The organism is Paenibacillus tepidiphilus, from assembly GCF_008635795.1.
Taxonomy (GTDB): domain Bacteria; phylum Bacillota; class Bacilli; order Paenibacillales; family Paenibacillaceae; genus Paenibacillus_AQ; species Paenibacillus_AQ tepidiphilus.
Window position 1 is genome coordinate 64861 of the sequence record NZ_VWRQ01000009.1, and the last position, 26034, is coordinate 90894.

24 protein-coding genes are annotated in these 26034 nt (G+C 55.5%); 7 read left to right on the plus strand and 17 right to left on the minus strand.

All coding sequences use genetic code 11. The features are described from left to right. Window positions 1-215: 215 nt before the first annotated feature. From F1379_RS13405 to F1379_RS13415, 3 genes are read left to right on the plus strand one after another with little or no spacing between them, the layout of a single operon-like run. Window positions 216-1268: an ABC transporter ATP-binding protein gene (locus F1379_RS13405; RefSeq protein WP_150270419.1), complete on the plus strand. Its 1053-nt coding sequence runs from the start codon at window positions 216-218 to the stop codon at window positions 1266-1268. Next, window positions 1249-2055 carry an ABC transporter permease gene (locus F1379_RS13410; RefSeq protein ID WP_150270421.1) on the plus strand — a complete coding sequence of 269 codons (807 nt, stop codon included), beginning with the start codon at window positions 1249-1251 and terminating at the stop codon, window positions 2053-2055. The genes F1379_RS13405 and F1379_RS13410 overlap by 20 nt, the downstream gene beginning before the upstream one ends. Further along, entirely contained in the window at window positions 2045-2872 is an 828-nt protein-coding gene (locus tag F1379_RS13415; protein ID WP_239004664.1) for an ABC transporter permease, read from the plus strand. The genes F1379_RS13410 and F1379_RS13415 overlap by 11 nt, the downstream gene beginning before the upstream one ends. A gap of 107 nt (window positions 2873-2979) precedes the next feature. Here the strand turns inward: F1379_RS13415 and F1379_RS13420 are convergent, their stop codons facing one another. The 5 genes from F1379_RS13420 to F1379_RS13440 form a co-directional block, all read right to left on the minus strand. Next, on the minus strand, window positions 2980-3264 hold the full coding sequence (locus tag F1379_RS13420; RefSeq protein ID WP_150270423.1) for a hypothetical protein: 285 nt from the start codon (window positions 3262-3264) through the stop codon (window positions 2980-2982). 244 nt (window positions 3265-3508) lie between these two features. After that, window positions 3509-4672, minus strand: coding sequence for a cation:proton antiporter (locus tag F1379_RS13425; protein ID WP_150270425.1), 1164 nt, complete (start codon window positions 4670-4672; stop codon window positions 3509-3511). 250 nt (window positions 4673-4922) lie between these two features. Continuing rightward, the gene (locus tag F1379_RS13430; RefSeq protein WP_150270427.1) at window positions 4923-6086 is read right to left on the minus strand and encodes an ABC transporter permease; all 1164 of its coding nucleotides are present in this window, start codon (window positions 6084-6086) and stop codon (window positions 4923-4925) included. After that, window positions 6079-7260: an ABC transporter permease gene (locus F1379_RS13435; protein ID WP_150270429.1), complete on the minus strand. Its 1182-nt coding sequence runs from the start codon at window positions 7258-7260 to the stop codon at window positions 6079-6081. Before F1379_RS13435 ends, F1379_RS13430 begins: the two co-directional genes overlap by 8 nt. Window positions 7261-7278: 18 nt before the next feature. Further along, window positions 7279-8220, minus strand: coding sequence for an ABC transporter ATP-binding protein (locus F1379_RS13440; RefSeq protein ID WP_150270431.1), 942 nt, complete (start codon window positions 8218-8220; stop codon window positions 7279-7281). A gap of 192 nt (window positions 8221-8412) precedes the next feature. Between F1379_RS13440 and F1379_RS13445 the strand changes: the two genes are divergently transcribed. Together F1379_RS13445 and F1379_RS13450 are read left to right on the plus strand one after the other, a co-directional pair. Next, window positions 8413-9576 (plus strand): sensor histidine kinase, encoded by a 1164-nt coding sequence (locus F1379_RS13445; RefSeq protein ID WP_150270433.1) that lies wholly within the window; start codon window positions 8413-8415, stop codon window positions 9574-9576. Window positions 9577-9666: 90 nt separating this feature from the next. Next, window positions 9667-10317 carry a response regulator transcription factor gene (locus tag F1379_RS13450; protein WP_150270435.1) on the plus strand — a complete coding sequence of 217 codons (651 nt, stop codon included), beginning with the start codon at window positions 9667-9669 and terminating at the stop codon, window positions 10315-10317. Window positions 10318-10445: 128 nt separating this feature from the next. On the opposite strand, the gene F1379_RS13455 is transcribed toward F1379_RS13450, so the two are convergent. From F1379_RS13455 to ftsE, 5 genes are all read right to left on the minus strand, one after another. Continuing rightward, window positions 10446-11750: a PDZ domain-containing protein gene (locus F1379_RS13455; RefSeq protein ID WP_150270671.1), complete on the minus strand. Its 1305-nt coding sequence runs from the start codon at window positions 11748-11750 to the stop codon at window positions 10446-10448. A gap of 554 nt (window positions 11751-12304) precedes the next feature. Continuing rightward, a complete protein-coding gene (locus F1379_RS13460; RefSeq protein ID WP_150270437.1) occupies window positions 12305-13774 on the minus strand; it encodes a S41 family peptidase in 1470 nt (489 codons plus the stop codon). Window positions 13775-13894: 120 nt separating this feature from the next. After that, entirely contained in the window at window positions 13895-15193 is a 1299-nt protein-coding gene (locus F1379_RS13465; RefSeq protein ID WP_150270439.1) for a murein hydrolase activator EnvC family protein, read from the minus strand. 55 nt (window positions 15194-15248) lie between these two features. Next, the gene (ftsX, locus tag F1379_RS13470; RefSeq protein ID WP_150270441.1) at window positions 15249-16163 is read right to left on the minus strand and encodes a permease-like cell division protein FtsX; all 915 of its coding nucleotides are present in this window, start codon (window positions 16161-16163) and stop codon (window positions 15249-15251) included. Continuing rightward, entirely contained in the window at window positions 16153-16839 is a 687-nt protein-coding gene (gene ftsE / locus F1379_RS13475) for a cell division ATP-binding protein FtsE (RefSeq protein ID WP_150270443.1), read from the minus strand. The genes ftsX and ftsE overlap by 11 nt, the downstream gene beginning before the upstream one ends. 281 nt (window positions 16840-17120) lie before the next feature. Between ftsE and F1379_RS13480 the strand changes: the two genes are divergently transcribed. Together F1379_RS13480 and F1379_RS13485 are read left to right on the plus strand one after the other, a co-directional pair. After that, on the plus strand, window positions 17121-18548 hold the full coding sequence (locus F1379_RS13480; protein ID WP_150270445.1) for a VanW family protein: 1428 nt from the start codon (window positions 17121-17123) through the stop codon (window positions 18546-18548). Between the two features lie 208 nt (window positions 18549-18756). Next, entirely contained in the window at window positions 18757-19158 is a 402-nt protein-coding gene (locus F1379_RS13485; RefSeq protein WP_150270447.1) for a CBS domain-containing protein, read from the plus strand. On the opposite strand, the gene F1379_RS13490 is transcribed toward F1379_RS13485, so the two are convergent. The 7 genes from F1379_RS13490 to F1379_RS13520 all read right to left on the minus strand — a co-directional run bounded on the left by F1379_RS13490 (window position 19145) and on the right by F1379_RS13520 (window position 26018). Then, window positions 19145-19762, minus strand: a complete 618-nt coding sequence (locus tag F1379_RS13490) for a DL-endopeptidase inhibitor IseA family protein (RefSeq protein ID WP_162551156.1) — start codon at window positions 19760-19762, stop codon at window positions 19145-19147. The two genes, F1379_RS13485 and F1379_RS13490, sit on opposite strands and share 14 nt — an antisense overlap. A 202-nt stretch (window positions 19763-19964) precedes the next feature. Then, a complete protein-coding gene (gene pilO, locus F1379_RS13495) occupies window positions 19965-20606 on the minus strand; it encodes a type 4a pilus biogenesis protein PilO (protein ID WP_162551157.1) in 642 nt (213 codons plus the stop codon). After that, window positions 20590-22191, minus strand: coding sequence for a pilus assembly protein PilM (gene pilM, locus F1379_RS13500; protein WP_162551158.1), 1602 nt, complete (start codon window positions 22189-22191; stop codon window positions 20590-20592). Before pilM ends, pilO begins: the two co-directional genes overlap by 17 nt. A gap of 16 nt (window positions 22192-22207) precedes the next feature. Then, entirely contained in the window at window positions 22208-22957 is a 750-nt protein-coding gene (locus tag F1379_RS13505) for a prepilin peptidase (RefSeq protein WP_150270455.1), read from the minus strand. Window positions 22958-23105: 148 nt separating this feature from the next. Continuing rightward, window positions 23106-23618 (minus strand): type II secretion system protein, encoded by a 513-nt coding sequence (locus F1379_RS13510; RefSeq protein ID WP_239004666.1) that lies wholly within the window; start codon window positions 23616-23618, stop codon window positions 23106-23108. 143 nt (window positions 23619-23761) lie between these two features. Further along, the gene (locus F1379_RS13515) at window positions 23762-24970 is read right to left on the minus strand and encodes a type II secretion system F family protein (protein WP_150270457.1); all 1209 of its coding nucleotides are present in this window, start codon (window positions 24968-24970) and stop codon (window positions 23762-23764) included. Continuing rightward, on the minus strand, window positions 24957-26018 hold the full coding sequence (locus F1379_RS13520) for a type IV pilus twitching motility protein PilT (protein ID WP_150270459.1): 1062 nt from the start codon (window positions 26016-26018) through the stop codon (window positions 24957-24959). The genes F1379_RS13515 and F1379_RS13520 overlap by 14 nt, the downstream gene beginning before the upstream one ends. Window positions 26019-26034 lie beyond the last annotated feature (16 nt).

The following is a 26034-nucleotide window of genomic DNA, read 5'->3' on the forward strand; positions in this document are numbered from 1 at the left end:
ATTATGTATATTCCTGTAAAAAAATCCACTCTAAATTTTACCGCAAACCATAAACAAAGTAAATATACGCTGCCGGCGTCTTCCCTTCCTATGTTCCGCTGCAAATAAATTTGCTTTCTCGCTATAATCCGCTAGTTTTCGACAAAGCTGGAGTGCTATATTGACTAGGCATGTCTTTGGAGATGTGAAAAAGCTATTAAAGGGAGGTTCGCGTCTTGAGTATTATCGAAGCCAAAGAGCTGTCCAAGTCCTTCATGCAGGCTGTGAAGGAACCGGGTCTTGCGGGTGCGTTCAAGCATCTGCTGTTCCCGAAGCATATCGAGAAGGTGGCGGTGAAGCCGCTGAACCTCAGCGTGGAGGCCGGTGAAACGGTAGCGTATGTCGGACCGAACGGTGCCGGCAAATCGACCACGATTAAGATGCTGACCGGCATTCTGGCCCCTTCGGCAGGCAGCATTTCTGTAAACGGTATCAATCCTTACAAAAAAAGAATGGAGAACGCCGCCCAGATCGGCGCCGTCTTCGGCCAGCGCACCCAGCTGTGGTGGGATATCCCGATTGTCGAATCGTTCTCGCTGCTGAAGGATATCTACCATATCCCCGAAGCGGTGTACCGCCGCAACCTGGATCAATTCATCGAGCTGCTGGGTATGGATGAATTCATTCACCTCTCCGCCCGCAAGCTGTCGCTCGGCCAGCGCATGCGTGCCGATCTCGCAGCCGCGCTCTTACATAATCCGCCGATCCTGTACCTGGATGAGCCCACCATCGGTCTCGATGTATCCGTGAAGCAGAAGATCCGCGAGTTCATTAAAAAAATTAACGAAGAGCAGCAGACCACCGTCATGCTGACCACCCATGATCTCGGCGATATCGAGGACCTCTGCAAGCGTCTGGTCATCATCGACCACGGGTCCATTATTTATGACGGCAGCCTGAGCGAGGTCAAGTCGCGGTTCGCCCGAAACCGGTTGATCTTCTTCCAGATAGCCGAGCCGCTGCCGCTCCTGATGGAGCAGCTTGCTGCCACGCCCGGCATGAAGCTGGTACAGCAGAGCGAGCTGGAATTCTCTGTAGCGTTCGACCGGTACGAATACACGGCCAGCGATGTCGTCAGCCGTGTGATGCGTCAGGGGGAAGTCGTCGACTTCCGCATGGAGGAGACGGGGATTGAGCAGGTGATCAAGGCAGTCTACGACGGCAATCTGGAGCTGAATCACGCCGAAAGCGGGGAGGTGGCACAGAGTCATGCCCACAGCCAGGCTTAAAATGTACCGCAGCATCGCCAACCGTTCCCTGCAGAATGTGCTGGCCTACCGGAATTCCTATGTCATTAATTTTCTGGCAGGTACCATCAACCTGCTGGCGATTTACTTCTTATGGAAAGGGATTTATAGCGGCCGGATCGAGGTGGGCGGCTACACATGGGATCAGATGAAGACTTATTTGCTGGTCACCTTTCTGGCCAACTCCGTATTGTCCTGGTACTCCGAGACAGCCATCTCCGGCAAAATCCTCGACGGCAGCGTAGCTGTCGACCTGCTAAAACCAATTGACTTTCAAAGTGCGCGCTTCGCGGAGACGCTGGGCTCCAGCCTGTTTGAAGGGGCGCAAAGCCTGATTCTGATTACCGTGTTCGCCCTATGCATCACCGGCATCGCGTTTCCGGACTCTGCCCTTGTCTATGTACTGTTTATCTTCAGTCTGCTGGGGGCAGTGCTGGTCAAATTCGGCATTGTGTATCTCGCGGCGCTGGTCTGCTTCTGGTCCACCGGCTCCATGGGCATTGTCTGGACCCGGATTGCCCTGACCAATCTGCTGTCCGGTGCGCTGGTGCCGCTGGCTTTCTTCCCGGACTGGCTGGAGCGTCTGGCTCTGGTGCTGCCGTTTCAGAGCATTATTCATACACCGACGATGATCTTTCTGGAGCAGGCCGGAACCTGGGAGAGCCTCTCGCTGATCGGCTTGCAGTGGTTCTGGGGCATCCTGCTCTGGCTGGCCGGCAAAGCCATGTGGAGCTGGGCCGTCCGGCAGGTGACCATTCATGGCGGATAAATCACAGGGAGGGAAATCCATGTCCTTAGGGCGGATGTTTTATTTGTACCGGAGGCTCTATGTGCAGCAGCTGAAGGCCATTCTGGAATACAACAAGGACTTCTATATCCTGATGTGCTCCGCGGCGCTGACCCAGGTACTCGGTTTTATATTCTTATGGGTCATTTATGACCGCATTCCCGATATCAACGGCTGGCAGTTCTGGGAGGTCACGTTTATGTATGCGATGATCTTTCTGACTGAAGGCGTAGCCTCCTTGTTCTTCGAGGGGACCTGGCGCATGGCGAGGCTGGTGAACTTCGGGGAAATGGACCGCTACCTGCTGCGGCCGGTGCCGGTGGTGCTGCAGGTGTTCTGCACTGGGATCGGCATCAATGGCCTCGGCAACCTGCTGATCGGCGGAGTGATTATCTGGCAGTCGCTGGCGCATGGCCAGGTGGAATGGACTGCCGGCAAAGCGGCGGTGATCGTACTGCTGCTGGTGACCGCCGTCATTATCCGGGTGGCGATCAACCTGGCCGGCAATTCTGCCGCCTTCTGGATCCGCAATGCCGGCAATGCCTTCCCGCTGATGGTGCATAACCTGGCCGATCTGGCGAAGTACCCGATTACCCTGTTCCCGCAGGCCATCCGGATATTGATTTCTACGATCCTGCCTTATGCCTTTATCAGCTTCTTTCCTGCCACTTATATTTTCGGCAAAAGCGAATGGTCCGGCTGGTGGATGCTCGCACCTGTAGCGGCCATAGCCATGGCCTTCGCTTCCTACGGCATCTTCCGCTTCGGCCTGTCAAGGTATGAGAGCACGGGGAACTGACCCCGGACCGTCCACAGAGCCTTAGCCGCATACCGATGATGTTCGTCTCGAACTGAACGGGCCATCCCTTCCAAAGCCTGTCGGGCTTACGGGATGGCCCGTTTCTTTTATTCAGTAAGAGCGAGCCTCTCAATGGTTTCCGGTCCGCTCCAATGCGGTTTCTCCCCGCTCCACTTCTGTCTTTCACCCGTTCCATTCACGTCTGTTTTTACCGCATGCCGGATATTCTGCCCTGTCTCCTGCCCTGTGCCGCCGCCCAGCCGCCGGCCTGCTTCCGGCGTAAACTCCATCGGCAGCGAGGTATAATGGAGTACCCCCATTAATAGAGCCGTCAGCGCAAGAATACCCGCAGTGTATTTGTAGCCGAACGACCATTTCGATAACCAGGCCATCCTTCACTCCTCCATTCCCCAATCTGATATTGAATTCTAATCCCCGTATGTATCTTTCTTTTCCTTGATTAAGTGTAGTGGCAGAATGCCTCCGCCAACACCTTCCGGCGCACGGTTTCCGTCTCCGTCCGCAGGCGGATTTCGGAGTCGTTCCCTGGGCAGAACCGGCCATGCCAAAAAGCCATTCCGGATGGAATGGCTTCCTGGTATTCACTTGTACCTGGCGGACGGCCAAAATCTGCGCCTACATCTTCTCAGCTATCCGCGCTTCCTTCGGTGCACGGAACAAAGCCTTCAGCAGCGGAGGCGTGACCAGTGTGGTCAATATCACCACAATGATGACCGAGGTGAAATATTCCGGGACCAGCAGTCCGCTCTCCAGCCCGGTGGCGGCAATGATCAGCGCAACTTCGCCCCGCGACACCATACCCGCACCGATTATCGCGGAAGAACGCATACTAAACCCGGTCAGCCGCGCCCCCATTCCGCCGCCAAGCAATTTGGCCAGTACGGAAGCCACAAACAGGATCACGACAAAGCCGATCTGCTGCCCAATCCCTTCAAAGGTTACGCTAAGGCCGATGCTGACGAAGAAGACCAGCACAAACAGTGAATAGGCGATCGGCTCGACCTTGGTCTCCACCACATGCTTAAATGAAGTCTGAGCGATGGCGATGCCGGCCATAAACGATCCAATGATACCGGCCATTCCCATGCGCTCGGCGAAATAGGCATAGGCGAAGCAGATAATCAGCGCAGCCGTGACCGTGGTTTCCGTTACGCGAAGCGGAGCGAACCACTTCATTATCCGCGGCACCAGCAGCCAGGCGAACAGCAGTGCAACCGCGAAGAAGATCACTTTTTTGCCGATCAGCAGACTTAATGAAATATCACTCCCGGTGCCAAAAAAGCTCATCAGCACGGCCAGCAAAATGACGACGAGAATATCATCGACCACAGCGGCACCGAGTATCGTCGTGCCTTCCGGTGAATTCAGCCGGTCCATCTCTTTCAGCACCTGTACAGAAATACTGACCGATGTCGCACTCAGCGCCACTCCAAGAAACAGGGAGTTGTGGTATGCGAAGCCAAAGGCCTCACCGATCCCCAGCCCTCCGAGAAACGGCAGTACAATACCGCCCACGGCAACCGCGACCGCCGACTTCCAGTTGCGCCGCAGCTGCTCCAGATCCGTCTCCAGCCCGGCAATGAACATCAGGAGCAGCACGCCGATCTCGGACATGTAATGAATGAATTCGCCGTCCTGCACCCAGCCGAGTACCGCCGGACCCAGGATGATCCCGGCAAGCAGCTTGCCGAGGACGGCAGGCTGGCCCAAGCGCACCGAAAGATCGCCGGCCAACTTCGTGAACAACAGAATAAGCATAAGCGTCAGAATGAATTCCATTGGGGGCATCCCCTCCTTCTCTAAGCTGTCGGAACTGAACGGAAGGGCCCCCTTGACCCAAAAAAGACAAAAAGGAGCCCTTGGTGACAGGCTCCTCCTAAAAGGATCATTTTATTCAGTTCAATTACGAATAATTATACCGGTAAAGTCACCGGCTGTAAACCGTATCCTTCTGGTAAAAGCCTTTGGGTCGGCTGCACAGATAGCTGCGATTGTAGCCGGGAAGCCGCTTTGAACCATGCAATCCCGGCTAAACCCCGATACTCGCCTCGCTTGGGCGCATCACCGAGGAGCCGATGACCAGCAGAATCGCCGCCATCAGTCCCAGCACAGCGAAGGGCTGCCAGAGCACATCCCAGCCGCCGCCGGTCGAAGCCAGATCCACCGCCTGGATCGCCCACTTCTGCGGAACGAAGTTGGCTGCCTTCTGCATATATTCCGGCATAATGGACAGCGGCCAGAAGCAGCCGCCGAGCATGCAGGTAGGCGTGAGAATCAGCATATTAATCATGCCGGCATTCTTCGGATTGCGCAAGAGCCCGGCAATGGTAGAGGCGATCCCCATTGCCACCAGCATAAAGGTCGCCAGCACCAGGAAATAGAAGGTCATCGGTACCTCGTAGTCGTAGCGGAGCACCCATTTGCCGAGCACCAGCACGACGAGAATCTGAATCACTCCGACCATGCAGCTGCCTAGAAAGTTCCCAAGGGTAATCTCATAGGCGCGCACCGGAGCGCTGAACATCCGCATCATCGTCCGTCCCGTGCGGTCCTTCAGAATCTGCGTTACTGTACTGGATACCAGGTTCATCAGAAACAGCAGCGTCATGCCGGTCGCGACCCCAAGCGTCTGCCGGGGATACAAATCATAATCCGTGCGGATGCTGCCGACATTATGCTCCCTGGCCTGCTCCAGAACTGCGGCGAATTGCGCTGTCTGATCCGCCTCACCGCTTGTATCGGCCGCTTGAATCAGACCCGCTGCGGCTGTCATTTCTGACACAATGGTATCGACCTTCATCTTGACCAGAATTGAGGATTCGCTGGTTCTAAGCTCATACATCCCCACCTGCGGCCGGTTACCCTGTAATATATTGGCAGTATAATCAGCGGGAATCCACAGCCCGGCAGAGCCTTCCTGCGCAATGACCGCTTCCTTCAGTTCAGCCTCATCCTTTACTTCTTTTAAAGTATAGGCCCCCGTCCGCTCCAGCTCCGCAATCAAATGGCCTCCGGCCGTTCCCGCATCGCGGTTGCCGTACAGCAGAACCGGGTTGCTGGCCTCCATCCCGCCGGTAATGAAGATCACTCCGGCTACAACGATCGACGGTACAAGAATGTGAATCAGCAGACCTTTACGCGAACCGATCGTCCGCTTGATCATATTCCAGGCGATTGCCAATATTTTATGCATGATAACCCACCTTCCGGTAAGAGAAAATAGCGGCTCCGAGCAACACCAGCGCAATCAGTGACATGACCCACAAATTCGGCAGCAGCTGGGACAGCCCCGAATGCAGCATCATCCGGATGATGGAATCCATGGCCCAGTGATTGAACGTGAAGAGACCCACGCTGTGAACCCATTCATCCGGGAGCGGGTTCATGCCGCCGCTAAGGAACGTCATTCCGACAGTGACAAAGTTAACGATGGTATTGGCGGTCGTCAAGGTCTTGCAGAACATGGAGACAATGATCGAGAAGGTCATGGAGACTACAATCATGAGCAGACAGAACAGAATCAGCAGCCAGGGCCGGTTGCCCCAATAGACGCCGAACAGCAGATTGCTCAGGATAATAATCGTCGCACATTGAAGCGCCGCAACGATGCCGATTCCGAGAATTTTGCCGAAGAAAAGTTCACGTCCGGTAACCGGCGTCGAGCCCAGGCGGTACAACGTATGCCGGTCCTTCTCGCCGAAGAGCGATCCGCTGACATCCAGTCCGCTGTACAGCAGGAACATCAGCAGCATGGAGGCCGCATAATATTGCGATGCCGTATAACTCTGCCCCCCGTTATTCAGGTCGCCCAGCTTCACCGCTGTCTCCCTGCTGCTGGCCGGTTCAGCAGCGGCCGCTGCTGCCACCGCCGCCTGCGGGCCCAGTGCCTGGACCGCCGCCTGGCGGTAATTGATGGCGCCGAGGAAGTTATCGAACACGGTTCCGGCAACCGTATTGTCCATGCTGTTCTTCCCCAGTATATATTCCAGCTTCACTTCCTGACCGCGCTGCACCTTGCCGTCGAAGTCCTGCGGAACTATTACCGCGTAGCCGTATTTACCGTTTCTCAGTCCGCTCTCCGCCTCATCCCGGCTGGAGGATTCCACCGGAATAATATAGCCGTCAAGCTCCGGCGACTTCATAAAATCGGCTACCGCCGAAGCCTCCTGCGGGTCGCCTCCCGTATAGACAACGGCTACCCGCACGGGGTCAATGCTCGAATCGCCCTTTACCCCAACCACACCCGACAACGCCGCACCGAGCAGAAAGATCAGCACGAGCGGCAGCAAAAACGTATTGAGCATCACCGAGCGCGACCGGAACATCATACGCAGCTCATTCGCCGCAATCGTCCATATATTTGCCATGACTCTTCTCTCCTCTCGCTAATCCCGTAAAGTCCGGCCCGTCAGGTTCAGAAACAGCGTCTCGAGGTCCGGTTCTTCAATCTGCAGCGAAGCAATCACGCCTCCGTGCTTGGCGAAGATAAATAGGATATCCTGCAGCTCGCTCTGCGAGGAAGGCAAGTACAGCTCCACCGTCTCCTCCAAGGTCTTCACACGGTTGATGCGCGGGTGCAGATTCAGCTCATCGAGCAGTTCCGGGGCCAGCGGCCCGGCGCCGGATTTGATGACGATCTTCTCCTCATGAGCCACCCGTTCCCGGAGCTCCTGCTCTGTGCCGCAGGCAATGATATGGCCTTTATCCATAATGGCTACCCGGTCGCAGATCGCCTCGACCTCCTCCATATAGTGACTGGTGTAAATGATGGTGGAGCCCATCTGATTGAGCGTCTTCACCGACTCCAGAATGTGGTTACGGGATTGCGGATCAATGCCCACCGTCGGCTCATCCATAATAATCAGCTTGGGGCGGTGCATAATGGCGCAGGCAATATTGAGCCGCCGCTTCATACCGCCGGAGAAGGTGGACGGCTTCTCCTTCGCCTTGTCGCTTAATCCGGTAAAAGCCAGCGCCTCCTCCACCCGTTCCTTCAGCAGCTTGCCGCGCAGGCCGTACAGTCTGCCGAAGAAGGCGACATTCTCTGCAGCGCTCATCATCTCATATAAGGCGAGCTCCTGCGGCACAAGCCCGATCCGCTTCTTGACGTCCAGCGGTCTGGCCTTGACGGACAGCCCGTCGATCAGGATCTCCCCGCCGTCCGGCTCCAGGAGGCCGCAGATCATGCTGATGGTTGTGCTTTTGCCCGCGCCGTTCGGGCCGAGCAGACCGAAGATTTCCCCTTCCTCGATCTTGACATTGACATGATCCACCGTTAATTTCTGATCGTACCGCTTCACGACATTGCTCAGTTCCGCAATCGCCATCTCCATATCACTCCTGTTCCTGTTCTCGATGTAATCATTGTAGTACAGTAACGAATTTCGCGAAGGTAGCCTGCGTCATTTTCTAAAGGTGACGAAAGTCATCTCCTGATCAGGCGGTAAAATATGCTAAGATGAACCTGTACCAGGTAATTTCCTGAGGCATTGATGGCATACAGCGAAGGATGAACTGATTTGAACCGCGAATTCACTCTGCTGCGCTACGGGCTTATCATCGCTCCGGCAATTCTTACGATTTATGTGTATACCTATGATTACGAGCTGTTCACCCTCCATTTTCTGCTGCTGCTGCTGCTCGTAACGGTACGCGCACGGATTCCGAAATTTCTGCCTGTACCGGCTGCCGCCTGCGAGCTGTTTCTTTCCTCCTGGCTGTGCTATCATTACGGGTTCCTGATGATTTTTCCCGCCGTTTCGACGCTGCTCAGCTACTCCGCTCTGCGCGAGCGCCGGACATCGGTTTGTCTCTCCTGTCTCCACCTGCTCTTCTTGAACCTGGCCTTTGCCATCAATCATATCGATCTGCTGGAGTGGGCGGCGATGAACCTGACGCTGCTGCTGGCTTGGGTGCTGAATGGACTGCTGCATAAAGCCGGACGCGGACGCGAAGAGACGCTGTTTCTGTACGATGAGCTGCGGCGGAAGCATTTCGAGCTGGAAGAGGCCCGGACGCAGCTGCTGCAATTTACCGCCCAGATCGAGAACGCCACCCAGACGGAGGAACGTGTCCGGATTTCCCGCCAGCTCCACGATGATATCGGCCACCGGCTGATCCGGGTCAAAATGATGGTCGAGGCGGCGATCCACACCCTGCCGGTCTCCCCCGAGACCGGGCTGGGCATGATGAATCAGATCCGTGACCAGCTGGCGGCCAGCATGGACGAAATGCGCGCCGCCGTCAAACGGATTCACCATGACCCGAAACTGGAAAGAACCTATGATCTCGACCAGCTGCTGGAAGAGACGGGCCGCGATACCGGGATCAAGACAGCCTGCCAGGTGCAGGGGATGGCCTATCCGCTGTATCCGAGTGTTCAGGTCGTGCTCTATAAAAATGCCCGGGAAGCCATCACGAATGCGCTCAGGCACGGAAAGGCGGATGCCGTCTGGATTACGCTGATCTATCGCGAAGCCGAGGTGATCATGGAAGTAGCCAATAATGGCGTGCCGCCCGGCCGGGAGGAGCTGGAGCGCTTGTCCGGCGGCGGTGGAGGCATGGGCATGCGGGGGATGAAGGAACGTGCCCGCCTGATCGGCGGCACTGTGGAATGCAAAGGCGCTGCGCCGTTCAGTGTGGTGACCCGGCTTCCCGTTTACAGGCAGCGGGAGATTGTGTAGCCTGCATTCAGGAGATTGGCTAAGGCACGCCAGGGCCGATCTATAGATGGATTAATAAATTTACTGTAATTAAAGGAGCTTGTTCCAGCCATGATCAATATCGTAATTGTCGACGACGATCCTTTTATCCGCGAGAGCCTCAAGGTACTGGCCGGACTCGATCCGCAGATCCAGGTGACCGGTGCTGCAGGCAACGGCCATGAAGCGCTGGCGCTGCTGCAGGAGCAGGCTCCGACCGACGTCGTATTAATGGATATCCGCATGCCGGGCTGTGACGGTGTGGAGGGCACACGCCTGATCAAGTCTGCCTTTCCGCAGGTTCAGGTGCTGATGCTTACCACCTTCGACGATGATGAATATATTATCGAGGCGCTGCGCAACGGGGCCAGCGGCTATCTGCTGAAGAATATTCCCCCGGACCGGATTATCCAGGGCATCAAGACGGTCCATGAAGGCAATATGCTGATTCATCCGGACATCGCCCGTAAGCTCACGGGCTTCCTCCAGTCCTCTCCCCGGCCGGAAGCGCCAGCCCCGCTGGAAAGCTACGGGCTCACCAAGGCGGAGCTGACGATTGTCGCTTCCATTGCCGAAGGCCACACCAACAAGGAAATTGCCGCCGAGCTGTTCCTCAGCGAAGGCACGGTCAAGAATTACATCAGCGAGATTCTCGGCAAGCTCGGGCTGCGCGACCGCACGCAGATCGCTATTCTCTATTGGAAGCAGCGGCAGGGGCAATGATCTGCTCCTGCCTGCCTCAACGCCCGCACCGTAAAAAAGCCTGCAGTCCGCAAATTGTTGCGGACTGCAGGCTTTAATGTATGCGGCCAGTAATCTTCCGGTCGGTCGGCTTCTGCCTCAGCGGCCTACTAGCCTTTGGCCGGCTTCCGGACCGGCTCATCAGCCTGTCCCCGGGCCAGGCTGACCTCTGCCGGACGGCGGCGCAGCGTCCCGGTCTTCCTGCCGATAATGCCGAAGATGCCAGGCGGCTTCGCACCGGCGGTAATCGGCTCATCGCTCTGCGGAGCCAGAATCATCCCGAGCTGGTGGTGGTCGCCGTCATAGATCGCACGCTGGAGATACTTGCTCTCACCGGCCAGATTCTGCACCTCCAGCTTGCAGAAGGCCGGGTTCATGCGCAGCGCTTCATGCAGCGCTGCGGGACCGGTCAACAGCATCCCGTTGACCTTCAGCAGCACTTCGCCCGGCCGGATGCCCAGCTCCTCGGCCGGGCTGCCCGGCAGGACCGCCAGTACCTTGCGGCCGGCGGGAGGGTGCACGAAGGCCGGACTGAGGCCGCGCTCCTCGAGCGCGCCGTAATGGAACAGGCCTTCGCGGAGCAGCAACGCCAGCAGCGCTGCCGGCAGCGTCAGCGGGCTCCACCAGGCGGCCAGTGCAGCGCCGCCGAGCAGGGCCAGGCCGGCCAGCGCCAGCCGGCCGGAGATGCGGGTGGCCTTGCGCGCAGGCAGCAGGCCCTGGGTCACGTCGCTGAAGCCGATGAGCACCGGCAGCGCGACCAGCCCCAGGCCGCCGCCCAGCAGCGGCTGCCAGGGAAGCTCCCCGGCGCCGGGCCCCGCCGGGAGCAGCAGGAACAGCGGCACCGGCCAGAAGGCTTCGAGCCGGTAGCCGCCGACCACCTTGCCGCGCTTGCCGGCAAGGAACAGCGGCGTGGCCAGTGCGGCCCCCTGCCAGCGGGCCAGCAGTGCCTCGCTAAGGTGCAGCAGCCCCGCCAGCACCAGCAGCGCCGGAATATCCATGGCCCGCAGCGCACCGGCCACCGTTCCTGCCCAGCCGCTCTGCAGTGTATCCGGGAAGAACGAGAGCACGAACTTCGCGATGCCCAGTATTCCGATGGCATAGGCGAAGCACAGGTAGCGTACCCGGAACAGCATCAGCAGGAGGCTTACCGCCCAGATCAGACCTACGGCTGCGGGCGGCAGCGTAATTCCAAGCCCGACGGCGGCCAGGGACAGCGGAAGCGCCGCTGCCAAGCCGCTCCATATTCTTAGCCAGGCTTCCTTGCCCCAGCTGTGCAGCTTGACGTGGATCAGATCCCGCTCCTGCGCCAGCTGTCTGCGGTAGTACAACATAACGAAGAGCAATGCAATATAGTAATAGGGCTGAATCAGCAGCTTCAAAGACGCTGTGCCCCAAGTCGTCAACCAATCAGCCATCACATTCAAACCGTCCGTCACACTCCTTCACTCCGGTTAATTATGATCTGCTTATCCACAGGCGTGCAAGCCTGAGTTCCAATATGTAGAACATGATGTAGAAACCACTGGCACTAGTTCAGTATAGTTAGCTGAACGCAGGGTTGTTCAGTATGCTTACACTGAACGATGGGCGGCTCAGTACATTTATGCTGAACGAAGGGCAGCTCCAGTTCGTACGCTTTCGTACACTGTAGTTGGAAAATCGCCACTTAATTTCACCTATGTGGTGAATGAAGCCACACCTAGTTGGATAATCACCATTTAAAATGGGTGAAAATTAATGTTTCCACCTATTTCGTCCAAATTAAGTGGCGATAATCGAATTAGATGGCTGAAATCCATGAAATAGGCTAAATTAGTGTGCGATTATCGAACTATTTCGATCGGCAGTGAACGTTAGAGTTTCCCATGAGGATCAGTCCACTGCAATCGCACCTTTGCAATCGCACCTTGCGTGTTGTTTATGGTTCAAACTATCTATTTAGAAAAAAAGAAGGCTGGGTCTCAGCCTTCTACTTGTTCGACGCCGCCGCCGTGATCTCCTTCCGGATCTCGGCAATCGCCGTATTCCGCTGGTTATCACGGGTAGGGTCTTGAATGACCTTAATCAGCGCCGCTTCCAGCGCCTCCGCCGTCTTGGCGTCGATGATGCCGCTCGGCGTCAGCTTGGAAGCCGTCTGGAATTTCTTGACCGCATTCTTCGTGGCGGCATCGAAATATCCGTCCTTGCGGCCCGGCTTATAGCCCAGCCCATCCAGCATGATCTGCGCGTTCTTGACGTCGGTGCTGTTCATGTTGAACTGCAGGGTGTTGCTCTTGTTAATAGGGGCTACTGCGAAATAATCCGGCTGGGCCACGGAGATATCCGGCTCGATGCCCTTGCCGTGAATCCAGGTACCGTCCGGCGTCAGCCATTTGGCAATGGTAATCTTCAGCAGGCTGCCGTCGCCGAACTGCTTGTCGAAGCTGGTCTGCACTGTGCCTTTACCGAAGGAATGCTCGCCGATCAGCTTGGCTCCCGCCGACTGCTGCAGTGCGCCGGCGAGAATCTCGGAGGCGCTGGCGCTGCCTTTGTTCATCAGCACAGCCACCGGATAATCCTTGCTGGAGCCCTTGGAATTGCTGACCTCACGCTGCTTGTTCTTGTCTTCCACTTGTACGATCGCTTTGCCGGAAGGAACAAATTGCTCCGCCATTTCAATCACGACCGGCAGCACACCGCCGGGGTCATTGCGGACGTCGATCACCAGGCCCTTCATGCCCTTCTTCTCCAGGGCCGCCAGCTCTTCCTTAAAGCGATCTGCCGTATTCACCGAGAATTGGGTCACTTCAATGATGCCGACTCCGCCCTCTTCCATCGTCGCATAGACGGTCTCCAGCTTCACATCATCGCGGACAATTGTGAATTTCAACGCCTCCGCCGAACCGGAGCGCTGAATCTCCAGGACCGCTTCGCTGCCCTTGGGTCCGCGGATTTTGGCCACGGCATCATTGAGCTCCAGGCCTTCCAGCGTGTCGCCGTTGACCGAGAGAATGATGTCCTTGGCCTGAATTCCTGCCTTCTCTGCCGGTGAACCCTTGATCGGGGAGACGACAACAACCTTGCCGTTCTCCGAAGAGACCTCGGCGCCGATGCCCGAGAAGGAGCCTTCAATGCTCTCCTCGAATTTCTCAGCCGTTTCCTTGCCCATATAGTTGGAATATGGATCGCCCAGCGCTTCCATCATGCCGTTGACCGCTCCGTCGATCAGCTTGTCCCGGTTCACGTCTTCATAGTAGTTGCCCTCAATCAGGCTCAGGGCCGTGCCGAGCTTCTGCGCTTCCTTGTCCTCCAGCCCGCCTGTGCTTGGCAGAACAGCCGCCAGCCCTTGCCCGGCAGCTTGTCCGAACACATTGGCATAGCCTGTTATTCCCAAGGTCAGCAGGCTGCCGCACAGCAGCGCGGCCACAATCATAATAGCCGCAGTGCTCTTCTTCAACATGATGCTCCCACCGTCCCTTCATATCCTCTGACACCGTAAAGAAAAGTCCCGTTCGCTTGAGGAACGGCATCTCTTCCAGTATATGCCGGAGAGGAGCTTTATATTTACAGCCGCGTAAATTTACAGATAAGGCATCGGATTTACAGTAACACCGTCTACCCGCACTTCGAAATGCAAATGCGGTCCGGTCGAACGGCCGGTTGAACCCGACTCTGCAATGACTTGTCCACGATCTACCTTGTCGCCGGCTGAAACTCTCAGGCCGCCTTCACGGATATGTCCGTACAGCGTCCACACACCGCCGCCATGGTCAATAATGACGCAGTACCCGTAGCCGCTCCACCATTCCGCCACCAGCACCGTGCCGGAATCAGCAGCGTGAATCGAGGTTCCCTGCGGCACTGCAAAGTCTACACCCGTATGCATCTTGCCGATTTCACCGGTCACCGGATGCGTACGTTTGCCGTAACCCGAGGAAATTCTCGCCTGTCCTACCGGCAGCAGGAACGGGCCGTTTCCGCCCATATACGAGGAAGATACCGAAGCGGTGCCGCTGCTTGCCGCAGCTGCTTTCTTCGCGGCTGCAGCAGCGGCTGCGGCTCTGCGGGCAGCTTCAGCCTTGGCAGCGGCTGCCTTGCGCGCCGCTTCCTCCGCCTTCAGCTTATCCTTCTGCTTCTCAAGTGCAGAGCGTTCGCTGGCCAGCTGCACCAGCTTGGCCTCCTGCTCCTCGCTGATTTCGCCGTTCTCCTGAATTTCATCATCATAATAAGCGATGAGCTCCTGCTTCTCGGCTTCCTTCTCCTTCAGCAGGCTGCGCTGGCCTTCAAGCTCCGTATACAGCTGCTTGGCCTGGGCATATTGCCCCTCAAGCTCCTGCTTCTTCTCGATAACAATCTGCTTGTCCTGCTTATGCTGCACAAGCAGGTCCTGGTCCTGATCCACAATCATCTTGAGCGAATCGGCCCGGTCCAGGAAATCGGTAAAGCTCTTGGAGGACAGCAGTACATCCAGATAGGAGACTGCCCCGTCCGTATACATTAAGCGGACACGGGATTCCAGCAGCTTGCTGCGCGCCTCGACGCGCTCTTCGGCTTCGTCCAGCTCGGTGGCCGTCGCGGTCAGCGACTGCTCCGTGCTGGCGATTTTGGCGGAAGTCGTATCCATCTTGCCCTTCACTTCAGCAATTTGCGACAACACATATTCCAGGTTGAGAGTAGTCTTGTTCTTATAGTGCTGGGCCTCCTGCGTCTTTGCAGCCGCCTTCTCCTGAGCAGCCTTGGCCGCCTGCACTTCCTGCTGCAGCTTCTTCAACTGCTGGTCGATTTCCGCTACACTTGTCTTTTTGGCATATCCGTCAGAGGGTCCCCATAAAGTGACAGCCAGCAATGCAACAGCCAATCCGGCAGCAATCTTCTTCAACTCGCACTCCCCATCCTTTGTTCCAAATGTATATATGAATTCGCCATAATGTCTCTTAAACCTTCAAAAACTTGCGAATCGACACCGTACTTCCCCAAATGCCGATCAAAACGCCGAGTCCTACCAGCAGTCCGCACAGATACAGCCAAATATCGGCAAAAGGCACCAGTGAGAGACCCAGCATCGGGTCACCCTGAACGGAATTGGTCAGTGCCGTATAGCCCAGATACAGAACACCCGAGGTGACGAGAGATCCGATCAGACCGATCAGCGCCCCCTCGACAAAAAACGGCCAGCGGATAAAGTAATTCGTCGCTCCCACCAGCTTCATAATGCCGATTTCCTTGCGGCGGGCGAGAATCGTTACCCGGATCGTATTGGAAATGAGGAACATCGAAATCAAGGCCAAGCCGGCTACAAAAATAAGACCGATATTGCGCACTGCACGTGTTATTTTGAACAGGGTCTCCACGGAGCCCTTGCCATAATTCACTTTGAAAATCGGCTGCTCGGGGTGCTTCTCGTTAAGTGCTTCGATCTTCTCGGACACAAACGGCACCGTCGTCGGCTGTATAACCTCCACCAGCAGCTTGTCCGGCAGCGGATTATTGTCTACATCGAAGCCGTCCAGCAGCTCGGCCGCATCCGGCCCCATATCCTCGCGGAATTCCTTAAGTCCCTGCTCTTTGGAGATGAATTCGATCTTGCTGACCTCCGGCATAGCGCCGATTTCATTCTGAACGGTGTCGATCATGCTCTGATCAATGTTCAGTGCCAAATGCACGTTGATCTGCACCTGGCTGTCGGCTTTGTCGGCGACAGCATTCACATTCAGCACGAGTAAAATAAATACACCCAGCACAAACAGCGAGACCACGATAGAGGTGACCGACGCCACCGACATCCATCCGTTGCGGAATACGTTCTTGAAGCCTTCCCGCACATGCCGCAAGAAGGTTCTAAAATTCATAGCCGTATTCCCCTCTCTGCTGGTCCCGGACGATCTGTCCGCTCTCAATCGCCAGCACCCGCTTGCGCATCTTGTTCACGATATCGCGGTTGTGCGTCGCCATAACAATGGTCGTCCCGCGAAAATTAATCTCATCCAGAAGCTGCATGATCCCCCATGACGTCTCGGGGTCCAGATTGCCGGTAGGCTCGTCCGCCACAATGACCGACGGATTGTTGACGATGGCCCGCGCAATCGCAATCCGCTGCTGCTCACCGCCTGAGAGCTGTGAGGGCTCACGGTTCGCTTTGGCCCGCAGTCCGACGAGATCGAGCACCTCGTTGACGCGTTTCTTGATAATCTTCTTCGGCGCCTCAATAACTTCCATGGCAAAAGCCACATTCTCATAGGCGGTCATCTTGGGCAGCAGCCGGAAATCCTGGAATACCACACCGATGTTGCGGCGGACATACGGGATCTTGCGCGGCTTCAGCTTGCCTATGTTAAAGCCGCCCACGGAAATTTGCCCTTTGGTCGGCGTCTCTTCTCTATAAATCAGCTTCATGAACGTGGATTTCCCCGCACCCGAAGGCCCGACGACATACACGAACTCGTTGCTGTCAATCTTGACGGATACCCCTTGGAGCGCATTGGTTCCGTTGGGATAGGTCTTCCATACATCCTGCATTTCTATCATGAACTCTATCACTTCCCGGTTGTGACTTGTACGCATAAAGGCCGCAATGGAGCCGGCGGAATGCGGTCCTTCCATAAAATGCATAAACCGCAGACGTATCTATTGTAACAAATTCGTAACCGCTTGAGTACCCGAAAGTTTTACCGATTCTTAACATATACATGGATATTAGGACACTGCTACTCCATTATATCGGGCTGCGGCTGTTGTTTCATAAGCGTTTCAGCCCATACGGCACTTGCCCGGAGCAAAAAATTCACCCCTCTAAAGGAGAATCACTCATGACCAAAATTCACGCCGCCCTCATTGCCATCATCAGCCTGATTCTGACCGGCTCACTTGTCTATGGCGGGCTGTACTTATATGGCCATTCGCCGGCTTTGCCCAAAGGGACGGCTCTGGCCGGATGGGAGATCGGCGGGTTACATGCGGAAGAGGCAGCGGAGGGGACGCGCGCCCGATTGGCGGCGCTCGCGTCAATTCCCCTGGTACTGACGGCACAGAACGGGGCAGAGATGAAGCTGACGCTGAAAAAGGCGGGAATCGCCTACGAAGCGGAAGACTTCCTGCGCAGCCTGGGCGCATTGACCTCCGGTGAGCTGCTGGACCGTGTGCGCACCCGCCGCAGCTTCCCCCGCCGCTGGGAGCTCGGTATCCATCTGGAGCTGTCGGAGCTGAAGAAGCGCCTGAGTGCTGATTGGGAACAGAAAAGCTTCGGTTCCCCCGTCAACGCCACCCGGCAGATCACAGCAGATGATCGTGTAGTCTATACGGAAGAAACGACCTCGTTCGCAGTGGATTGGCCTGCGCTCGAACAAGCTCTTCGCGCCGCTGTGCCCACCCGGTTCAAAGATCCGGCAGAACTGCAGGCTCTGGTGATCCGGCTGGAGATTCCGCTGACGGTCAAAGATCCCCCGGTTACACTGAAGCTGCTCAAGGAGCAGGGGGTCGAGCGGCGGATCGCCCAATTCAGCACCTCGCTCGGTGTCAGCGGTCCCGGCCGCTCCTACAACGTGGAAGCGGCCGCCAAAGCGGTCAACGGTACCGTGCTGCCCCCGGGAGCCGTCTTCGATTACGGTAAAGCGATTGAGAAGGCGCAGGCAGAGTACGGCTTCCGCGAAGCGCCGGTCATTGTCAACGGAAAGCTGCAGCCGGGAACGGGCGGCGGCATCTGCCAGGTGTCCAGTACCCTTTACAATGCCGCCCTGCATGCGGGTCTGGAGATCGTCGAGCGGCGCAATCATTCCCTGCCGGTCAACTATCTGCCCAAGGGGCGGGACGCCACCTTTGCCCAGGGCTACATCAATTTCCGCTTCCGCAACAATACCGGCAAGTATCTGATTATCAAGACTGCGGTGCAGGGCCGCAGCCTGACGGTCAAGCTGTTCGGCACCTTTCCGCGCAATGTCACCTATAGCGTGGAGTCGCGGACGGTAGAGGTGCTGCCGCCGACCGACAAATATGTCAGCGATCCTTCGCTGCCCAAAGGCGGGACGCGTGTCCTGCAAGCCGGCAAAACCGGCTATATCGTCGAGACCTATATTACCAAATTCGTCGACGGCAAAGCTGTGGAGAAGAAGCAGCTTTCGCGCGATGTCTACCATGCCCAGAAACGGGTCATCGCCATCAACCGCGGCGGCATGAGCCGAACGGCGCAGCCGGAGCCCCCCAAGAAGCCGCTGGTCGAGGATGGCGTGAAGGACAGTTGACCTTGGAAGTACGCGGAAATAAACAAACGGCTGCCCACCTGTTATGACAGGAGGAGCAGCCGTTTGTTGTTCGTTGTTCGCAGATAGTGAATAGTATGGCAGTTCATCCGCATAATTGATTTTACATACCGCTGATCTATGCAGCCATTGCCGTTAACGGTACTACTGTACACTGGAGGGACACCTAATACAGAGAGGATGACCGATTATGAGTACCGTAACTGTAAGTCCACTCTCCGCGTTTCTCCGCAGCGCTCCCGCCGTTAATGCTTCCCAGACCTGCCGTGAAGCCCTGCGCGTCATGTTCCAGCATCCGGAATCGAAATGCATCGTCGTCTGCAGTGGCGGACAGGAGCCGGCGGGATTGCTGATGAGCGAGCGCTTTTTCCTGAAGGCCACCGGACGGATGGGCAGCGATATGATCTACCGGGAGCCGGTAGCGAAGCTGATGAACCGCCAGACGCTGACACTCGACCTCACCACCCCGCTTGACGCCGCCAGAGCCGCAGCAAACGGCCGCCCCGAAGCGATGAGAAACGACAGCATCATTATTACGGACCAAGGCAAGTATGCCGGTGTCGTATATCCCGCGGACCTTATCCCCGTCTAAAAAGCGTATCCGGCGACATGTCGATCCGCCAGTACCCTTCCACCTTCTTCAGCTTCACCTCAGCGGTTACCGTCTCTCCTTGCACCCCTGCTACCGGGATGGTTAATTCAAATACTGCATTGGTCGCATTCTTCGAGACCATTCGGGCCGTAGCCTGATCATAATGCAGCGGAGTGCCCACATTGGCATTAACCTGCGCCATCCGTCCTTTATACTCCAGGAACTGTGAGGATACATAGAAGGCCGCTGCATTGTGCGTGAACGCCCGCTTCACATAATTCATCAGCTGTGTCTTCGTGCCCAGATTACTGATTAGAAAGCGGTACTCCGTCCCGTTGTACGTTACAAGCTCAGGAGCATACACATTGCCGCCCTGGCTGGTGTAAGTGTAAATCTTCTCGGCATGAACCACCAGCGGGATAATGCTCTTCACCGTTAAATTGTTAATCGTAGCCGGACCTTCCTTGCCTGTCGGTGCGGCTACAGCCGCGACTGTCTTTACGCCATCTACAGCGCCCGCAGACGCTGCCACCGCACTACCCGAAGCGCCTGCCAATCCCAGTGACAACGCCAATACTCCGCTCAGCCATTTCTGCTTGTTCATTTTCCATTCCTCCCAGTAGTGTAGTCCATCAGAGTCCATTGCAAATACCTGAATTTCCGCAATTAGCACGATATAACTTACGATAGGCTGTAAGCAAAAATACCCACTCCCGCCGGGGTGAGAAACGGGTTCGGCGGGGTGGGCTGCTGAAAATTATGTATGAAAGCAAAAATCCGCCTGGAAAGGCGGATTAAGGGCATCATTATGGCTGATCTTGATTAAACGCGGTCACTTGCTCTTCTGTTTCTTCAGACGCAGGTGCATCTTCAAAATAAGCGGTGAAGGTGACGTTTGCGGTAATGATGTTTGAACTTTCCTGGGCATTATCATTGTTGGACGACCGCTGGAACGAATACGTATCGACATTGACAATACGCGGCATGGTCTGAAGCGCCAGCAACCAACTTATAATTCCGGGGTAGTCCCCCTCCACTACCGCCGTCATGTTGAGCTGTTTCACTGTCGGGTAAAATGCCGTACTGGAGCCTGTCATCTCTTGAATCGGATTCGTATCTCCTACACTGAAGCTGATATCCTTCAATCTCGTACCGGTAGCGGACCCGATTGCCCGCAGATCCAGAATCAACTGTTCGCTGTTGTCCCCTTTCGGCAATTGGGCGAGTAATTCAGCCTGTTCGGCTTGCTGGGAGCTGTCATTCATCTTCTCATCGATCTTTTTCTCAAGTAACTCATTCTGTTCGTTCAATTGGCTAAGCTGCACTTCCTGTTCCTTGATCTCCTGACTAGCAGGCTGCACCCCCAGCATGAAGAACGCGAATAGCAGCAGGAAGAGGATTAGCAAGCCCAGCACAATGGGCGACCGGTATTTATTCAGTTGTTCCACTGCCATCCCCCTCTCCTGTGGCACTTTGTCCGCCTGCTGCCGGCTTGATCAGACTTACATGGTACACGGCGGTATACGAACCATATGACGAAGCTGCGCCAGACTCCGCTGCCGTATCCCCTTCCGTCAGCTTCTGGATTTCCGCACTAACCGTGAAGGACATTTTGCGCAGATTTGCCAAATAAATCGAGGCATCCTCCATGCTGGGAACCCTTACGGTCAGATCAATAGAGGTGCGGTACGTATAGTTAACACTGCGCATGATACTGCCTTGCGGCAGGCCGTAAGCCAACTCAGTCATGACGGCTACGATATCCATTTTATAAGCCATAATTTCATCTACTGCTGCTTTCCGGTTCAGCACACCGGAGGTTCCGTTCAGCTTGGCCAGTTCAGCCTGCAGCATCAGAGAGCGGTCCTGGGCACCTTGGAGCTGCTGTTCATTATCGGCGATCTGCCCTTTGTTAGACATATAAAAATATCCGGTTCCAAGCGCAACCAGCAAGAAAACTCCGGCAAGCCCGGCGGCAACGTAGGGAAAGAGAACAGCTTCCCGGTCTTCCTTGGGGAGGAGGTTAATCGTTAGAAAATTACTCCCCCGCAGTGCGGCACCGGCTGCTACCCGATAATCATTCAACTCGGGATCAGTAGCGCCGCCGTCAGCAGAATACTCCAGCCCGATTGTAGCTACCTCCAGCTCCGTTAAGGACTGATTTAATTCCTCAAACAGCTGGCGGCGGATCCGCTGGGGGCCCGCGATCAACACATTTTGGATTCTGGTGGTTCCGTCATGAAGGCTGTACTGATAGAAGTTGAGCATCCGTGAGATTTCTGCAGTGATCTCCACCATTTGGCCGGGCATAAGCAAATCGTCAGCAAATTCGGACGAAGCTGCCGCTTCCTGAGCGTAACCTCTATCCGGATGAAAGGCAGGCTGGGCTCCACTATTCATATCCCTTTGGTTAATTGTCCGGATGAATACCGGATTTCCGCTGCGGAACATATAAACGTCGAGTGTGGTCCGCTCAATATTAATGAGCATGGTTTCCTCGAACTGGGCTTTCTGGCCAAGCGCGAGACTGCGGGCCAGAGCGGTCGCTGCAATTTCAACGCTGTTTACACGCAAGCCCGCACCTTCCAGAATATCGATGTAATCCTGGATCGGCTTGCGGGGCGCAGCGAACACAAGCAAATGGCTGGTCTCTTCATCGACATCGATGGTGACATAGTCGTAGACGGGACTCTCAAAAGGCAGATGCAGCCCTGTCTCTACCTCCAGCTTCACGAGCTGCTCCACCTGCTTCGGGTTCGTGCTCGGAATACTCATTTTACGGATGATGATCTGCGAAGGCGGAATGGACAAGGCGACCCGGCTGCCGCGCAGCTTCTCCTCTTTGACCCATTGCTTGACCCGTTCCAGAAGGGCTGCACTGTCGGCAACCTGATTCTCCACAATCATGCCTGGCGAAAGCGGAAGATACCGCTTCTTGCGGACCTCCCATGACTTTTTGTTCTTTAAGCTGATATAGCGGATACCTGTCTGCTCAATCGCAAGACCGGCCGCAGAATTCTGTAGTCCAAGCATATGAGCGATAATCCTCCTAATGGATAAGCGAGAGATACCCGCCAATAATCTGTGAGCCATAACCGTAGGCAAGCAGCGCTCCCACGGCCAGCCAAGGGCCGAACGGAACGGGTTGTCCGCGCTTCACGACACCCGTCAATTGCAGCATGCCGCCAACCAGCGTTCCCAGGAAACAGGCCGTGAAGAAAGCAAGCAGGACGCCAGGGAACCCTATAACCAGCCCCAGCAGCGTGAACAGCTTCAGATCGCCCATGCCCATCCCGCCGAACCAGGCGAAGGGCAGAATGATCCCGCCGCCAACAACCGCTCCAAGTACATACAGCCACAAGGAACCATCGGCATTCAGCAGGGTGAGCACAAGCAGGAGCGGTGCAAACAAGAGCAGCACCTTGTTCGGAATCAGCATGTATTTCAGATCCGCCACCGTCACAATCACGGCCAGGCTCGACAAGACGATTGCCGTGATTCCCCGGACGGTGAGGCCGAACTCCAGGTAAGCCCACAGGAACAGCAGTCCGGTCGCCAGCTCACCGAGCGGATACAGCACGGACACTTTAGCTCCGCAATGCCGGCACTTCCCCCGACTGGCCAGCCAACTGAACACCGGCACCAAATCCCGCGCCGTCAGGCGAGCTCCGCACCCGGTGCAGTGTGACGGCGGAGACATAAGCGATTCCCCCGCTGGCACCCGCAGCGCAACAACGTTATAAAAGGAGCCCAGCACTAGTCCGAGTAGTGTGATGTAAATGGCGATAATGATGGTCATGGTAGATTCCTTTGTGTGGGATTAAACTGTCAGGAATAGATATAGAACTGATACCCTGACAGAGTAAATTTGAGGTGGTGTTTAAAAAAGGAATCGGAATGGTCCGATTCCTTTAGTGAATTATATACTGTTTATATTCTATTCCAACTTAAGGAGCAGGAGTAGCTGCGACGGACTTCAATACCTGTGAAGCTGTAAAGCTGCCTCCAGCTGTCGTCGCTGTTCCATCTGCATTCGTGGGTACCTTTGTTTCAGCTTTTGAACCAAGTGGCTGTGGAGCTATTTGCACTGAAGATAACTGACCATCTTTAGTAAAGAGCACTGCACCACCCGTTATAGAATCTTTTGAACTTGGAAGACTTAAGGCAGTATCCAGATATCCTTTAGCCTGCATTTCAGCAATGGTAATCTGAAAAGATGCGTCTCTATTAAATTTACCATCACTCTCACCAGCAATGTATAAACGTGCTGCATCGTAAATTTGCCGAGCTGAGGCTACGTCTGAGTCTTTTTTGGCGTCAGAAATAATATTACCGATCAACGGAATCGCAATAACCGCAATAATCCCCAGAATTACGATAACCGCCAAAAGCTCGATCAGCGTAAAGCCCTTCTGCCCCTCTTCTTTATTTAATCTCTTCTTAATCGCATTTGCTAACATTTAATCTCCTCCTAAAATTATTATAAATGAATGAGTGACTGCCTACTTAAGATAGCTGCCCACGCTGCTCTCTGATTTCTTCATTCGTCAGCACGAAGGGTCATTTCCTTTCGCCCGGCGTCACCCCTCTCAAAGTTGGACTTCTATGACATATTGCTGTAAATACTAAACATCGGCAGCATAATCGCCGCTACAATCACCCCGACAACTCCCGCTAGGAAAGCAATCAGTAGCGGCTCCAGCAGCGACTTCAGGCGGTCAACGGTATTCTCAACATCCAGCTCATAGAAGTCCGCCACCTTGGACAGCATCTGATCCAATGCCCCAGTCTCTTCCCCGATCGCGATCATTTGCGTCACCAGCGGTGGAAAAACCCAGGCCTTCTTAAGCGGCTCAGAAAGTGGCTTCCCCTGCCTAAGTGAATCACTGGCACTTCGGATATACTTCCCAATCACTTTGTTGCCCGCAATCTCTTCGACAATCGTCAACGACTGCAGAATCGGCACAGAACTTGCATAGAGAGACGAGAAAGTTCGTGTGAACCGGGCAATCGAGCCCTTCTGGTTCAACATTCCGAACACCGGCATCTTCAGCTTGGCGTAGTCCAGAGCGTAAGCGCCCTTCTCCGTACGTCTCGCGATCTGATACGCAGCGATTATTATGACAAGCCCTAATCCCCAGAAATACCACTGTCCTTGAATGCTCTTGCTTAGGGCAAGCACCATCTTTGTAATCCCAGGGAGCTCAGCATTCATCGATTCGAACATCGATACGAACTGCGGCACGATAGCCCACAGCAGATAAACTACTGCGGCTACCGCCATCACGGCGACGGTAATCGGGTACATCAGTGCAGATTTGATCTTTTCGGTCGTCGTATGCTGTTTCTCGAAATAAATCGCCAGCCGCTCCAGCGTCCCTTCCAGATCACCAGACTCTTCCCCTGCACGCACCATACTAACGAACAGATTCGGAAAAATCTTTTTATGCTCCTGCACGGCTTGCGAGAAAGATATCCCGCGTAGAAGGCTCGAGCTTACATCCTGCAAAGCTTTTGACAAAGGCTTGCTATCCGTCTGATCTGCCAGGATACGGGTGGCATCGACAATGGAAACGCCCGCCCGGATCAAGGTGGCGAACTGGCGGCAGTAAATAATGAAATGGATCGTCTTGACCGGGTTCCCGATATAGATTTCCATCGACAGAATGGAGTTCTTCTGCTCATTCAGCGAGAACACAGTAAGACCCCGCTTACGAAGCTCCTCCATCGCCGTGGACTTGTCCAATGCGGTCAGCTTACCCTTGAGCGGCTTCCCGGCCGCCGTCTTGACCTCGTACTCAAATTGCGGCATCGGCTTTCACCTCAACGAGATACGCCTTAGCCGCAGCCGGATCGATTAGCCCCAGCCCCAAATATTCGCGTATGGTCATATCCAGCGTATGCATGCCCAGCGCTTTGCCGGTCAGCATCATATTCTTGATCTGGTGCGTCTTTTCACTCCGGATCAGGTTCCCGACCGCCGGGGTATTGATCAGAATCTCAGTAGCGCAGAGTCGCCCCTGCCCTCCAGCCCGTGGGAATAACCGCTGAGATACAACCGCGAGCAGTACAGAAGCCAGTTGCAGACGAATCTGGTTCTGTTGATGTCCGGGAAACGCATCGATAATCCGGTCAATCGTCTGCGGTGCATCGGAGGTATGCAGGGTAGCCAGCACCAGATGGCCTGTCTCTGCTGCAGTTACCGCTGCCGAGATAGTTTCCAAATCCCGCATTTCCCCCAGCAGAATGACATCCGGGTCCTGACGAAGCGCTGCCCGGAGGCCGCTGGCGAAGCTGGAAGTGTCGTTGCCTACTTCCCGCTGATCTATGATGCAGGTGCCATGGCTGTGCAGAAACTCAATCGGATCTTCCAGCGTCACGATATGCTTGCGTTCGCTCCGGTTAATATGGTTGAGCATCGCCGCAAGCGTGGATGACTTGCCGCTCCCTGTCGGACCGGTTACCAGGATCAAGCCCTGCGGTTTCGTGGCCAGAGAGGACAGAATGGGCGGTAACGCCAGCCGCTCCAGAGATGGAATATCGGCTGGTATGCTGCGGGCAGCGATACTGATGCCGCCCCGCTGACGGTATACGTTAACGCGGAACCGGACTCCGCCTTCCAGGGGATAGGAGAAATCATATTCTCCCGCCGCACGGAACCCGGCCTCTCTCTCCGGTCCCAGCAAATTGAGCGCCATTTCCTCGGCTTCGCCCGGACCGACGAGCGGACCCTCCACGTTCTGGAGTCTCCCATCAATTCGCAGCACAGGAGGGGAACCCACAGATATATGCAGATCGGATGCTCTGGAGGAGTAGGCCATGTGCAGAAGTTGCGTAATATTTCTGGATGAAGTCGGCATTCGCATCACCTCCTTT